The organism is Arthrobacter sp. CDRTa11 (genome assembly GCF_026427775.1).
In the GTDB taxonomy this organism is placed as follows: Bacteria; Actinomycetota; Actinomycetes; order Actinomycetales; family Micrococcaceae; genus Arthrobacter.
Genome location: NZ_CP044532.1, coordinates 771,863 through 785,769 on the forward strand (window position 1 = coordinate 771,863; position 13,907 = coordinate 785,769).

Annotated in this window: 11 protein-coding genes, 1 tRNA gene and 1 other RNA gene; 6 read left to right on the plus strand and 7 right to left on the minus strand. The window is 65.3% G+C overall.

What is annotated here, in order from left to right; genetic code table 11:
- The first annotated feature begins 210 nt into the window (after positions 1–210).
- The 3 genes from F8G81_RS03640 to F8G81_RS03650 all read left to right on the plus strand — a co-directional run bounded on the left by F8G81_RS03640 (position 211) and on the right by F8G81_RS03650 (position 3,610).
- Entirely contained in the window at positions 211–1,182 is a 972-nt protein-coding gene (locus tag F8G81_RS03640) for an ABC transporter ATP-binding protein (protein WP_267277673.1), read from the plus strand.
- A complete protein-coding gene (locus F8G81_RS03645) occupies positions 1,179–2,312 on the plus strand; it encodes an ABC transporter permease (protein WP_267277674.1) in 1,134 nt (377 codons plus the stop codon). Before F8G81_RS03640 ends, F8G81_RS03645 begins: the two co-directional genes overlap by 4 nt.
- Positions 2,313–2,416: 104 nt before the next feature.
- Positions 2,417–3,610 (plus strand): hypothetical protein, encoded by a 1,194-nt coding sequence (locus tag F8G81_RS03650; protein WP_267277675.1) that lies wholly within the window; start codon positions 2,417–2,419, stop codon positions 3,608–3,610.
- Here F8G81_RS03650 and F8G81_RS03655 read toward each other — a convergent pair.
- From F8G81_RS03655 to F8G81_RS03675, 5 genes are all read right to left on the minus strand, one after another.
- Positions 3,576–4,175: a GNAT family N-acetyltransferase gene (locus F8G81_RS03655; RefSeq protein WP_267277676.1), complete on the minus strand. Its 600-nt coding sequence runs from the start codon at positions 4,173–4,175 to the stop codon at positions 3,576–3,578. The two genes, F8G81_RS03650 and F8G81_RS03655, sit on opposite strands and share 35 nt — an antisense overlap.
- Before the next feature lie 26 nt (positions 4,176–4,201).
- A complete protein-coding gene (gene recR, locus F8G81_RS03660) occupies positions 4,202–4,801 on the minus strand; it encodes a recombination mediator RecR (RefSeq protein WP_267277677.1) in 600 nt (199 codons plus the stop codon).
- Positions 4,802–4,846: 45 nt separating this feature from the next.
- Positions 4,847–8,185, minus strand: a complete 3,339-nt coding sequence (locus F8G81_RS03665; RefSeq protein WP_267277678.1) for a DNA polymerase III subunit gamma and tau — start codon at positions 8,183–8,185, stop codon at positions 4,847–4,849.
- A 62-nt stretch (positions 8,186–8,247) separates the two neighbouring features.
- An RNA gene (gene ffs, locus F8G81_RS03670) (signal recognition particle sRNA small type) lies at positions 8,248–8,344 on the minus strand.
- 53 nt (positions 8,345–8,397) lie between these two features.
- Complete coding sequence (locus F8G81_RS03675; RefSeq protein WP_267277679.1) at positions 8,398–8,721, minus strand: hypothetical protein; 324 nt, start codon at positions 8,719–8,721, stop codon at positions 8,398–8,400.
- Positions 8,722–9,069: 348 nt separating this feature from the next.
- Between F8G81_RS03675 and F8G81_RS03680 the strand changes: the two genes are divergently transcribed.
- Positions 9,070–9,157 (plus strand) — tRNA-Ser (locus tag F8G81_RS03680).
- A 58-nt stretch (positions 9,158–9,215) separates the two neighbouring features.
- Here F8G81_RS03680 and F8G81_RS03685 read toward each other — a convergent pair.
- Both F8G81_RS03685 and F8G81_RS03690 read right to left on the minus strand, forming a co-directional pair.
- Positions 9,216–10,160: an oxygenase MpaB family protein gene (locus F8G81_RS03685; RefSeq protein WP_267277680.1), complete on the minus strand. Its 945-nt coding sequence runs from the start codon at positions 10,158–10,160 to the stop codon at positions 9,216–9,218.
- A 71-nt stretch (positions 10,161–10,231) separates the two neighbouring features.
- Positions 10,232–11,704, minus strand: a complete 1,473-nt coding sequence (locus F8G81_RS03690) for an MFS transporter (protein WP_267277681.1) — start codon at positions 11,702–11,704, stop codon at positions 10,232–10,234.
- 85 nt (positions 11,705–11,789) lie between these two features.
- Here F8G81_RS03690 and F8G81_RS03695 point away from each other — a divergent pair, with 85 nt between their 5' ends.
- Together F8G81_RS03695 and F8G81_RS03700 are read left to right on the plus strand one after the other, a co-directional pair.
- Positions 11,790–12,164, plus strand: coding sequence for a MarR family winged helix-turn-helix transcriptional regulator (locus tag F8G81_RS03695; RefSeq protein WP_267277682.1), 375 nt, complete (start codon positions 11,790–11,792; stop codon positions 12,162–12,164).
- A 150-nt stretch (positions 12,165–12,314) separates the two neighbouring features.
- Positions 12,315–13,820 (plus strand): peptidoglycan DD-metalloendopeptidase family protein, encoded by a 1,506-nt coding sequence (locus F8G81_RS03700; RefSeq protein WP_267277683.1) that lies wholly within the window; start codon positions 12,315–12,317, stop codon positions 13,818–13,820.
- The last annotated feature ends 87 nt before the right edge of the window (positions 13,821–13,907 follow it).

Sequence of the window (13,907 nt, forward strand, 5' to 3'; positions counted from 1 at the left end):
GCGTACCTTCACGGATCAATCGGAGTTTTGGAGGCCAGCCGCCTTGAGGCGCAACGGCGTAGCTTGTCTGCCCAGTTTATCTTTGCCTGCCGTCCGCCGTTGAATTGTGACCCAATCCCATCCTCTTGGAGGACCCGGGAAGACGCACTGCAGGCGTACGATCCTATAGTCAGTATGCATTCACAGACTTGGGGGACAGGTGCGCGGAAAATGACAGCAGATCAGCACACGGAAGGCGGACCGGGCCAGCCGGACAGCCTGCAGCAAGGGGGCATCACAGCCAGTGGGGTAAGCCGAAGCTTCGGCGCGGTACATGCCGTCGAGCACATGGACTTCCATGCCCCCGCGGGAAAGGTGACGGCCCTGATCGGACCCAACGGGGCCGGAAAAACAACATTGCTCCTGATGCTGGCGTCACTGCTGGCGCCGGATTCCGGAACCGTCAGAGTGGGCGGGCTTGATCCCCGGCACCATCGGTTGGAGGTACGGAGCAGGATCGGGTGGATGCCGGACACCCTGGGCGTGTGGGAGTCCCTGACGGCCCGCGAAATCCTGACGCAGATGGCCCGCTTCTACCGGCTTCCAGCCGCAGGAATCGCCCAGCGTGTTTCGGCGATGCTGGAGCGGGTACGCCTCAGCGACCTGGCAGACCAGCCGGCACGCGTCCTGTCCCGAGGCCAGCAGCAGCGGCTCAGCCTGGCGCGTGCCCTGATTCACCAGCCCTCTGTCCTCCTCCTTGATGAGCCGGCATCAGGCCTGGACCCGGGGTCACGGGTGGAACTCCGGAACATGTTGCGCCAGCTCGCAGCCGAAGGCACAGCCGTGGTGGTCTCCTCCCACGTCCTGAGCGAACTTGACGAAATTGCCGACGGCGCCGTCTTCGTCAACAACGGCCGCACCGTCAGGCAGCAGACCATCGAAGAGGCTGCCGCCTCCGGACGCCGTTACGCCATTTCGGCGTCGGACGGGGCTGCCCTGGCAGCCAAACTCACCAGCCTGGGCCTTGCGTTCCGGGTGGAGGACGGACGCCGGCAGGCCGTCAGCCTCATGCTGATGAACGACGACGACGCCGCGCGCCTCCTGCGGGACCTCGTGCTGGCGGGCGTGGGAGTAAGCTCCTTTGCCCCCGCCTCAGGTGCCTTGGAAGAGACATACATGAGCCTTGAAGGGGAGCGTCGATGAGCCAGCTGACCGAAACACAGCACCAGCCCTCCGTGCCACATACCGCCGGGGGCTACGTCGCCGGAATCAGGGACGTTGTGGTCCTTGAACTGAAACAGCGCCTGCGTTCCCGGGGCTGGTACATCATGCTGTCCATCTGGTTTGTCCTCACCGGCCTGGTGACCTGGCTGACCTGGGCCAGCTGGAATGCCAACCAGGCAGCCCAGCGGGCCTACTCGGATTTCGCTACCGAGGCCACTGGCCCCGGGTCCATGATCTTCGAAGTGGTTTTGGCCTTTGTCCTCCTGTTCGCGCTGCTGGTGGCACCCGCGTTGTCAGCCAACGCCGTCAACGGCGACCGCGCCGGCGGAACGCTGGCAATCCTGCAGGTGACACTGCTGCAGCCCGGGCAGATACTGTGGGGGAAATTTTTCGCCGCCTGGCTTGCCGCGCTGGCCTTCCTGGTATCCAGCGCACCTTTCCTGATCATCGGCGTGGCGCTCGGGGGCATGACACCGGGCCACGTCCTCGTGGCGCTGTTGATGCTCACCCTGGAAGTAGGCGTTGTCTGCGCCGTTGGCGTCGGAATCTCGGCCCTGGCCGGGCGTCCGTTGTTTTCCATTGTGGTGACCTACCTCGCGGTGGCGGGGCTGGTCTTCGGCACCCTGATTTCCTTTGGCTTGGGCACCGGCCTGACCCATGGCACCGTCATGGCAAACGAGGCGCAGTACAGCGGCTTTAGCCAACCGACGCCGGATCCGGAAGAACCCGAATACACGTGTTCCGGGCCGCTCCGCGAACGTTCCACCGTGCACACCGAACGCATCGCCTGGCTGCTGGCCATGAATCCGTACGTGGTGGTGGCGGACGCCATCCCGTATCCGGACCGTACCATGAGCCCGTTTGGCTATTCAGGGGTTGGAGCCATTGAATCAATCAGCCAGGGGGCAAGGCATGCCATGGCCGGCCCGGAGGGGACATTTCCCTGCGCCAATGGCGAGCCCAAGCCCCGGTATTTGGCGCAGTCCGCTGCGTTGTGGCCCCTTGGCCTTGGCCTGCAGCTGCTGTTCGCCGGGCTCCTGATGTGGCTGGGGTGGCGTTCGCTGCGGACGCCGGCCCGGAAGCTGGCGCGGGGCACCCGGATCGCCTAGCTTCTCCTCTGGACAGGCCTGCCACAGCGGATCACGATTGTAGGAGCCGGCTGTGCAGCCGGATCTCGGGTGGCTGGGCCTGTCCAGGGATGGAGGCTGGAACGATGCCCGAAGATGACCACCAGGCTGCCGTACGGCCGGCCCCGGAACCGTTCTACGAACCCATCGGCGGCGGCTGGATCAATGAGCCGCCGGAAGTCGGGGACGACGCCGGCCGGCCACCGCGGCAGGACGGCGCCGCCCGGGTGGCGCTAAGGCAGGCGGCGGACGACTGGTTGCGCTCCATCAGGACGGTCAGGTTCTGGGGCTCTACGGCAATGGTTGTGCTCGGTGCCTGGCTCACGGCCGCGGCAGTTGTCGCGCTCGGGACTGTCCAGGAAGATCCATTACTGGCGGAAACGCAGCTCTGGACCTACATTCTGGCCTCGGCGTTGATGGCCCCGGCTGGCGCCCTCCTGGCCGTGCATTGGGGGCATCGGGGCATCTCTTCATTCGATGGAATCGAACGGCCCGGCCACGCCAGCCGGAGCCCGCTGGCGGATTTCTTCGCGACGGCGGCCCGCGGCTTCGTCTTCGCGGTGCTTGCCCTTGTTGTCCTGCTCGTTCACGCCGGTCTTGTGGGCGCTCCCGGCGGGCTTGCGGTGGCAGCCGCGGGGTTGGCCCTTCTCGAGTTCGCCGTATTCGGCGCCCTTGCCGCCGGCATCTCGGCGTGGCTCGGGCGTTCCCGTGCTGCGGGCACGGCTGTCTGGGCACTGGCCTGGTGGCTGGTGCTCGGGAACCTTGCCGCCGTGTGGGCCTTATTTCCCGCAGTCCGTGCCGAAGAACCGGTGACGGTGGTGCTGAACATCGAACGGGGTCCTGACGGCGTTCCTGTGGCTTACGACTGTGCAGCGGAGATTGTGGGTGTAGCCGAGGTATTCCACACGGAACGGATTATGTGGCTGGCCGCTCCCAACCCGATGATGATTTTCGTTATGGTGGCTGCGGGCGCCGACGGCGGCTCCGATGCCTACGCCGACTACACTTCCGCTCTCGGTGGCCCCGGTGTCTTAGGCTGGTTTCCCATGGCCCTGCAGGCGACAGCCGACGGAATCCAGGTCCCGTGCGTCAATTCCGAGCCGAAGGCTGCTGGCTCCTTCCAAACCCCCTTTGGCGGCGATGGGCCTGGCCATGCAGGGTGGGTTGGCCGTTGGGCTCCTGGCTGCGGGCCATCATGCCGCTCGTCGCCGGGTTATTCGGGAGAAGGTGGATCAGGAGGAGGCCTCAGCGGGATGAAACCCCAGGGTTGTCCAACCTGAACATCAGCGAAGGGAAGCCTTTGCCAAATTTGTCCAGTTCCGGGGCGACGTAGCCGTCCCGGGTAAATCCCAGATGCTGGAGCAGCCTAATCGATGCAGTATTTGGTTCATAGACTCCGGCGAAGACAGTACTGACGCCAAGCTCCCGGAAAAGCCACTGCACCAGGGCACCCGCGGCCTCCCGGCCGTAGCCCCGGCCCTGGTAATCAGGGTGCAGGACGTAACCCAGTGACGCCTGGTGGGAGGGGAGGCTGCCGGGGGTCAACGTTCCGCGTGCCGGTGAACCCGCACTGTTCCAGGTCCTCCCGTCGCCGATCAGCTGGCCGGTATCCCGAAGAGTGATGGCCCAGCCGTAGTGAAACCACTCAGGGGTGGATACGGCAGCACGCTCCACTACTTCCGCCAGCCGCACACGGTTCTCTTCGGCTGTCAGGGGCGCGTGGGACAGGAAGCGCGTGACGCCTTCATCCCCGCGGAAACTGTGAACGGCAGCGGCGTCGGCAGGGGTCAGCAGGCGCAGTGTGAGGCGCTCAGTCTCAATTGGTGCGATGCCGGCCGTGCTCATCTTGCCTCCCGTTAAGTCCGTGCTTGCTAAGTCAGTGCGTTGCGGCGGCCTTCGAATGCCCGGCCAAGGGTGACTTCGTCCGCGTATTCCAGATCCCCGCCGACGGGTAGCCCGGAAGCCAGGCGGGTAACCACTATCCCGATCGACTTCAGCATGCGTGCCAGGTAGGTGGCCGTCGCCTCGCCCTCCAGGTTGGGATCGGTGGCGATGATGACTTCCTGGATGGCGCCGTCGTTGAGCCGGGTGAGAAGTTCGCGGATCCGCAGTTGCTCGGGGCCCACGCCGGCGATGGGGTTAATGGCTCCGCCGAGCACATGGTACCGGCCACGGAATGACCTGGTCCGTTCCACGGCAAGGACGTCTTTGGACTCCTCCACCACACAGATAACTGAAGGATCACGCCGGGGGTCACGGCAGATGTTGCACAGCTCCTGCTCCGTAACGTTGCCGCAGGCAGAGCAGAACTTCACCCGCTCCTTCACGGTGGTGATGGCTTCCACCAGCCGCTTCATGTCCTGCGGATCGGCTTCGAGGATATGGAATGCCAGACGCTGCGCGGATTTGGGGCCAACACCGGGAAGGCGTCCGAGCTCATCAATCAGCTCCTGGACTGCACCTTCGTACACGTTTCCCTCTTTAAATCGGTTTGGATGATTGGTGGATCAGTGCGGTCAGAACCGCGGTGGAAGCGGGCTTCCGTCAGGGGAGCGCTCTTCGATCAGCTTTCCGCCCAGAATACGCTCGACGGCGGCACGCCCAAAGACGCCCGATTCTTCAATGGTTTCATCGTCCGAGCTGGGGATGTCCTGGACATAGGTGGTGCTGGCTGCAACCACCCGGGCCGGAGCCTTGGCCCGGCCGGCCTCGGCTTCGGGACTGTTGGACAGCCGCTGGTACAGGCTTTGTCTGGCAGCGGCTGCCGCCGGTGATGTTGCGGGTGCTGGCTGTGGGGCGGCCGGAGGGGCAGAGGAGGCCATGGCGTAAACGGGTTCCCTGGGACTATTCGTCACCTGCTCCGGCACCTGCTCCGGCGTAGTGGCCGTTGCGGCCGGCACTGTGGTGGCTTCAGGGGAGACCACCGGTACTGGTGACAGGCCCCAGCTGGCCTCCGCGTCCGGATCAGCCCGGACGGCAGCAGGGCCGGGGATCTGGGCTGTGGCAGGCTCGTAGGCCGGCGCCGGGGCAGTTTCCGGAATTGCCGGTTCGGCGGCGGCAGTGGCAGGGCTTTTGCCGACGTTGCTCTCTGAACCCATGACCCAGATGCCCGGAGCCTGCTCCACGGCACGGGTCCAGGGATCGTGCGAGGTGTCCGGCTTCGACGCTTCTGGCGATGGTGCCTGTTTCTTGCCGCCGGAGCGTGGGGTGGTCTCAGCCCGATTCTTTGCAGGCCGTGAGGCGACGGCAGCCGGAATGGCAGCGGGCCCCTGCTGAGAGTCAAGCCCCTGCTGAGAGTCACCTGGGGCCGGGGGTGCCCAGTCCATGGGGGGTTCCTCATCCAGCGGCGGCGCGTCCTCGTCCCGCGGCGGACCCCAGTCGTCGTCGGAATAGGAGTACGTGCCCTCAGTGTTCAGGCCCGGGTCGGCGGCCTGAGCCCCGGCGGCGCTCGGCAAACCCGGAGCTGCGGCGGCTTCTTCTTTACCGGAGTGCACGGCCTGTACTCCGGAGGGGCCTACTGCTGGGGCTGCTTCGTCCGGGGTTGCTTCCGGACGCACGGGGCTTGCGCTGCCCGCCGTCGCATCCTGTGGCAGCGGCTTCGCTGGTTCCCGTTCCGGCGACTCGGAATGGGACTTCGCCGGAGACTGCACAGCTGACTGTGACGGGGCAGCGTTCTGGCCCGGCGTGGATGCATCAACCGGGCTGGCTGGTTGCTGTACCGGCGCTGCGCCGGGAGCAGGGGCAGGGGCGAGTCCCCAGGCGACGTCCGCGGACGTGGCCTGGGCCTCGGGACTAACGGGTGCTTTTGGGTTTGGCTCAGAGCTCACTGGACTGTTGGCGGAACCGGAAACTGCGGTGATCTGGCAGTCGATGCCCACGGTCTTGTGGATTGCCTGGCGCAGGTTGTCGGAATGGTCGGCGCGGCCGAAAGCGCCGGCCAGGCCCGTGGTGGTGAAGGCCAGTGTCAGGACCTGCCCATCAAAGGCGCCTACCTGGGCGTTGGGCTCCACCAGCGCCCAGGTGCTGCGCTTGATCTTGGACAGTGCCTGAAGGATCTCGGGCCATGCACGGCGCAGTACTTCGACGTCGCCCGAGGAGCTTGTGGCGCTTGCTGCCGGAGGCCGCGGGGCTGCTGCTGCTTCTGGTTCCCGCCCCGCTGCTGGCCGGGCATCATGGACCGGCCCGCCACTATGCATCGGCCCGGCACTCTGGACTGGCCCGGCATTATGGACGGGTGCGGCTCCATTGACCGGCAGGGGATGAGGGGCCGGCGTGGATCCTGATGCTTTTGCCACCTGCGCTGCCTCTGGCAGCGCCTGGGCGGCACGCATGTTCGCCGGAGCGGTTTGGCGTCCATCCGGCCGCTCCTCCCTGGGCCAGTCCGCAGTGGTGACGCGCGGCGCCGTCAGAGGCTGGCCCGGTTCGGCATGTCCTGCCTGCGCGGCTTCTCCGTCCCGGGCAGCCTGCCCGCGAGGCTCCGCCGGCACGGCAGGAGTCGGGTTAGAAACGGGGGTTTCCGGCGGCAGCCCACGCCGCAGCGGTGCCGCGGCGGATGCAACAGCCTCCGGCCGTTCAGGGCCGCGCTGAGAAGGGCCGGACGGGTCAGCAGGCATTGCAGGCGCAGCCGAGGAAGATGCCGCCCTCGGTGCCGCGATGGCAGCGGCGGGAGAACCGGCGTCGGTTCCTGCATAGTTGAGCCGCCGCTCCACGCGGTCGATCCTGGCGGCGATGCCGCGTTCGGTCTGTTCGGAGCTGGGCAGCAGGATGCGGGCGCAGAGAAGTTCCAGGTGCAGGCGCGGTGACGTGGCCCCAGTCATTTCGGTCAGTGCCGTGTTGGTGACATCCGCGGCGCGCGAAAGTTCTGCCGCGCCCAGGTTGTGGGCCTGATTCTGCAGGCGGGCGATCTGGTCTGCGGGCATCCCGCGCAGGATGGTCTGGGCACTTTCCGGCATGGCCTGGACGATGATGAGGTCGCGGAAACGTTCCAGCAGGTCCTCAACAAAACGACGCGGGTCATGGCCGGTTTGGATGACCCGGTCCACCGCCCGGAATACGGTGGCGGCGTCGGATGCTGCCACGGCTTCCACAACGTCGTCCAGCAGCGATGCATGGGTATAGCCGAGCAGGGCGACCGCGAGCTCATAATCCAGGCCACTGGGACCGGCGCCGGCCATGAGCTGATCCAGAACGGAGAGGGAGTCACGGACGGACCCGCCGCCGGCGCGGATCACCAGGGACAGGACGCCGGGGGCAACCGGCACGTTCTCCTGCCGGCACAGCAGTTCCAGATAGGCCATCAGCGGTTCCGGCGGCACCAGGCGGAAGGGGTAGTGATGGGTGCGGGAACGGATGGTGCCGATGACCTTGTCAGGCTCCGTGGTGGCGAAGATGAACTTGATGTGCTCCGGCGGTTCCTCCACGATTTTGAGCAGGGCGTTGAAGCCGGCGGAGGTGACCATGTGGGCTTCGTCGATGATGAAGATCTTGTAGCGGTCCCGGACTGGGGCATACGTGGCACGTTCGCGGAGGTCCCGCGCGTCATCCACACCGCCATGGCTGGCGGCGTCGATCTCGATGACGTCAAGGGAACCTGAACCGCCGCGGGCCAGCTCGATGCAGCTGGGGCAGGTGCCGCATGGAGTGTCAGTGGGCCCCTGGGCGCAGTTGAGGCAGCGGGCAAGGATGCGGGCGGAAGTGGTCTTGCCGCAGCCGCGGGGGCCTGAGAAAAGGTAGGCATGGTTGACGCGGTTTTTGCGCAGGGCCGTCATCAGGGGCTCGGTGACGTGTTCCTGCCCAATAACGTCTGCGAACGAGTCGGGACGGTATCTGCGGTAAAGGGCGGTTGTAACAGTCACAGAGAAACCCTACCAATCCGGGCTGACATTCAGGGTTCCTCGCAGGTGCCCTGTGGGGGAATAGTAAAGACCCCCCATGCACCCGCCAGAGCCCGCTTACCCTTGCTACCTTCCGGTCCTGGGGGAGTTCAACAGGATGACGCCACATGAGGGGCCGTCAGCAAGTTTACCCGACGTTTAAGGGTGCCTCGAACCGGGCAGCCAGCGGCCGCCTAACGCCATCCGTCCACGGGCCAGCTCATTAACGCCGGCTCCTCATAGGGGTGGGCATCACGTAAAGCCAGCACTACGGCGTCGAGCTTTGTGGCCTCAACCACGCATTCGATCCGGTCCTCGGCCACGGTGGTGGGGCTGCCCACCGTGCCAACGAAGGGCGATGCGCCCTGGAGCGGCATGAAGCGGCCGGTCCCCGGGGTGACGAAGGAACAATGCGAGTAGTTCCCGATCCTGCCGGCGCCGGCGTCGCCAAGGGCAGCTAAGACCTGGTCGGTATGGGAGGCCGGGACATAAACCACTAAGGCGTGAAGCGCACTCATGAGTCCATGGTGCCAAGAAAGCAGCCATAGAGTCCCGGGTTCATGGGGTTCGCAGATGGCAATTTTCATTGCTTATCTGGCGCGCAGGCACGATCATGGGTATGTACAACGATTGGGGCAATCTCCAGATTGTGAGCTGCGGGGCCTGGCTGGTGGGGCCGGACCCGGCAGCTCAACGTGTACCGGTGGAATGGGCGCGTTGGGGGCGTCCATTTTGGCGTTAAGGCCCCAGTTGCCCGGGGCTCTGCATCCAGCCGCGCCCGCGGACGTTGCGGGGCCCGCGGGCTCAATTGGGCGATGCCGCGATGTTCAGGTATTCTAGTATCTGCTTTCGATTCGGAAGCAGCTGGAGAATTCGCCTAGCGGCCTATGGCGCACGCCTGGAACGCGTGTTGGGTTAACGCCCTCGGGGGTTCAAATCCCCCATTCTCCGCCACCAAAAGCCCGGCCCTGACATTGTCAGGGCCGGGTTTTTGCATTCCTCAATGTTGAAATTATTGATATGCGCTTGACGACTGGCCCTTTGCAGGATCCTCAGTCAGGTACCCAAGTCTTCGCAGCCTGTGGAGCGCGGCGAGCTCGCTGGGGCCCTTCCGTCCCAGTGCCAGATGTACGACGCCGAGCGTCACCTTCGTTGCAAGCTTCACCGGCAGAGGGAACGGGCCCAGCCGCGGGTTCCTGAGCCCCAGCATCCGGCGATACGTGGGTTCCAGGCTGTAGACGGCGCCAGCGAACATGATCCGGTAGCCCGGCCGCAGGAGCGGATGCAGGGGCGGATTGCGGATAAACGCCACCGTTTCCTTGACTCTGCCGTCCGCACGCAGGTCGCTGTTGTAGCGGTCCAGTTGCCGGCGCATCTCCGCTTCCGTCAGTGGCGGATCCTCCACCCCCATCAGCCGTCCTGCCTGTGCCCATTCGCGTACATAGGCGTCCGGCCCGCCGGGGATGGGGCCGCCCCAGATTTTGTGGGCCGAGAGAAAAGCGTCCATAAAGGCGATATGTACCCAGCGGGCCAGGTCGGGATCATTGGCGGAGTAGGTCCGTGGGCGGCCCTGCCCGTCAAGGTAGGTACCCTGCACGGGCTCGTGCAGGCGGTGGAGCCTGGCCGAGGCTTCCTGGGCCGCAGCCGTGGAGCCGTAGGTGACAGTAAAGATCCAGCGGATGGTCCGTGCCAGCCGCCCCAATGGATCCTCCCGGAAATTCGAATGTTCGTGGACTCCCGCCAATGCACCTGGGTGAAGCGCCTGCATCAGCAGCGTCCGGATTCCGGCAACAATCGTTGGCATCGAACCGTGCACAGCCCACACGGCAGAACCCGGCAGGTGATATCCGGCGTCGTCCCCTTCCGCCAGCCGCGGAACCCAGTCCGGCAGCGCGTCGGCACTGCCGGTGAACGCCTTTTTCAGCTCGCCCTGCCACTCCCTGAGGATGTTGCGCATATTCCCATTGTTGCGCACTCCCTCAGCTGCGTACCGCCGGGGCTCTAACGGTACGCAGCTGCTGCCGTCCGTCAGTTGTGGCCGGCAGCCAAAGGCTCGGGGGCAGCGCGACGGCGGGACGGCGCCAGGGCGACGACAAGCGCGGCGATGGCTACGGCGCCGCTGAGGACCAGTCCTGGTCGGTACTGCGCCAGCATGGCCGCAGCATCCACTTGCTGGCCGCCGGGGTGTCCCTGCCCGGAGATGAGGGCCGTCGTGACGGCAAGTACCAGGGCTGCCCCCACCTGCGTGCTGGTCTGGATCAGCCCGGCCGCCAGCCCCTGTTCAGAGTTGCGGATGCCCGCCGTGGCCTGGACGTTGATGGAAGGGAAGGCGAGCGCAAAACCGATGCCCAGCAGCAGGATGGATGGCAGGATGTCCAGTGCGTAGTCAGGCGTGGTGCCTACCCTGAGGAAGAGGACGTATCCGGCCGCCAGCGAGGCCAGGCCCGCCACTATCAGCCGGGGCGCCCCGAACCGGTCAATGAACCTGTCCGCAAACGGAGCCGTGGCCACTACCAGGAGTCCTGCCGGGAGGAGCGCCAGGGCCATGCTCAGGGGGCTCCAGCCCAGAACGGACTGAAGGTAAAGGGTGACGATGAACTGGAAGCTGAGGTAGGAACCAAAGAGGCCTACGGCACTGAGGTTTGCCCGGGCAACCCAGCCCTCCTTCAGAATGCTGAACCTGATCAGAGGATGCTTGACGCGGGTTTCGATGATGGCGAAGGCGGCAAGGACGGCAGCTGAGACGGCAAACCCGGCGATGGTGGCAAGGGATCCCCAGCCGTGTTCCGGCGCGGATACCAGGGTATAGACGAGCCCGAGCATTCCGCCGGCCAGCGTGATGGCACCCCACACGTCATGCCCGCTCTCCTGTTCCTGGTCCGCCGGGTTGTCGCGCGGGATGTACTTCAGGCCAAGGATGATCACGGCGACGGCGAACGGGACGGAGACCAGGAAGGTCCAGCGCCAGCTCAGGCTGGTCATCAGGCCGCCCACCACCAGTCCAAGGGAGAAGCCGCTTGCTCCGAAGGTGGAGAAGATGGACAGCGCACGGTTGCGCTCGCGGCCTTCCGCGAAGTTGGTGGTGATGATCGAGAACCCTGTTGGGGCAGTGAACGCTGCCGCCAGGCCCTTGATGAAGCGGGTGGCGATCAGGAGGGTGGGGTCATCCACGAGGCCGCCCAGCAGTGATGCGGCGGCGAAGACGCTCAGGGCGATCAGGAAGATCCTGCGCCGCCCCAGGAGGTCGGCCAGACGGCCGCCGAGAAGCAGCAGGCTGCCGTAGCCCAGCACGTATGCGGAGACGATCCACTGCAGGGATTCGGTGCCGAGGCCAAGTTCCTGCCCGATGGAGGGAAGCGCAACTCCCACCATGGACACATCTAATCCGTCGAGGGCAAGGACGGTGCAAAGGACCAGCAGAAGCATCCATTGCGCACGGGTCCAGCGAGAGGGTGCTGACGGTCCGGAAGCGGTTCGTGTGAGGGTGGAGGGTAAGCTCATGGCGATCAATCTATATGACGTGTCATTAGATGACAAGGAATATTATGACGTGGATTTTATTTATCGCGTCGGCTAGAATCTCGCTATGGCAACCAAGGACCGTCAGCTCGTTGAGGAGTGGCGCACCATCCAAAGCGCCTATTTCCGTACGGCGGGTGCGATCGACCGCGAGCTTGAGGCCCGGTTTGATATCGGCCTGAACGAGTTCGAAATTCTTGACCTCGTCGCCGACAGCGTCGAATCCGCCTGCCGGATGAAGCAGTTGGGGGAGCGTACGCCCATGACTCAGAGCGCCATGTCCAAAGTGGTGGACCGCCTTCAGAAAGCCGGCCTGCTGACCCGCAAGGCCTGCGAGGAGGACCGCCGCTCCCTATACCTGGAGCTGACCGATGCCGGACGCACGCTGCATGCCGCAGCGGCCGCCGTGCACCGAACCCTCCTCAAGGAAAACCTGGGCTGAATCCGCACTGACGCTGCCCCGCATGGTTATCCACAAAATCCGCAGTTAATCAGAAGCGGGGTTCCCAGCCCACCGGCCGTGTGTTCCTATGGGAGTGAGAGCACGCCCGGCCGGATTGGGGTCTGACGGGACGAACGGGGAGTCAATGTAGTGGGTAATCACTGGGGGTCCGGCCGCGAGAAGGAATCTGCGGGCGCGTGTGCTATTGCCGTGCGGGCACTGGCTGCCTCAGCGGTTGTGGCAATGGCCCTTTTTGCCGCCGGCCTCCCTTCACAGGGCCGGCACAGCGGCGGCACTGCAGCCGGCAGTGTTGGTCCCGTTGGCATTGTTCCCGGTGGCTTTCCTTCCCCCGGCCATGTCCACAATGCACAACTTCCAGGGGACGGGGCAGAAGCGCCCTGGACAGGAACAGACGGTCAAGCGGACCTGACCGGGCTTTCTGGCGGCTTTGTGGCAGACGCCAGGGCCCTGGTTCCCTTTAGCCGGACCATCGTCAGGACCATTCCACGAGACGGCCTGCCGCAGCTCAATGTTGCCTCCGCCGGTCTCCCACGGCCGCCGCAGGGATTCCTGATGGCGCCCCTTGAAGTCCTCAATTCAAGTTCACCCTTTGGCCTGCGTGTCAGCCCCCTCACCGGGGCAGGCGGCGACTTCCACCTCGGCCAGGACTACGCAGCCCCCTGCGGTACCAGGGTCTATGCGTCGGATTCGGGCTCGGTGCGGGCCGCCGGCTGGCATCCGTGGGGCGGTGGGAACCGGGTAGAAATCGATCACGGCAACGGACTCATCACTACCTATAACCACCTTGAAGCCATTGGCGTGCAGGCAGGTGACTCTGTCCAGGTGGGGCAGGTGATCGCCCGGGTGGGAACCACCGGATGGTCCACCGGCTGCCATCTGCACTTCGAGACGATCCTGCACGGCAAGCACACCAGCCCGCTCAATTGGAGGCTTATCCCCATCAGCCAAGTGGATCAGCTTGCTGCCATCGCCATGATCAGTTTTGCCGATCGCCCGCCTGCTTCCGCCAGGACGAACAACTGGGCAATCCCTGCCGCCTCCGACCACACCCATACCGTCCTGGGCGGCGAGAATGAACTGACCGTGGCGCCAACACCGGACGAAACCACAGTTCCGCCAGCGGGTAGCGCCGACGCCGAACCTGCCCAGCCTGCCCCTTCAACGCCGGCTCCCACAACGCCGGCTCCCAGCGAATCGCCCACACCAACAGCTACGGACACGCCTTCGGAGACTGCCAGCCCGACGGAGACTGCCACGCCTTCGGAGTCTGCCAGCCCGACGGAGACCGCTACGCCTTCGGAGACTGCGAGCCCGACGGAGACCGCTACGCCATCGGAGACTGCGAGCCCGGCGGTTACTGCCACGTCGGACTCGCTGACCACGACGCCAACGGCGGCTGGTACGCCCACCGTTGCTGTGACCCCCGAGCCTGCGCCAGCAGCGACAGCCACCCTGGCTGACCCGGCACCACCCCCCGATGCGGCTCCCGTTACACCGGTTGATCCAGTGTCCTCGCCGGCCCTTCCGCCGGCACCCGCGCCTGCTACTGAACCTTCAGCCACGGAGCTGGCCTCGAGGGAGGCCGAAACGGCGGCGATTGCCCCGGAAACAGCAACGGTCACTGCCGCTCCTTAACCGAAAAAGAAGCAGTCTAAATCGAAAAGGAACGGCCTGACGGGAATCAGCCTGACAGGAAACGTTCAGTGTTGCCCCGTACGCTTA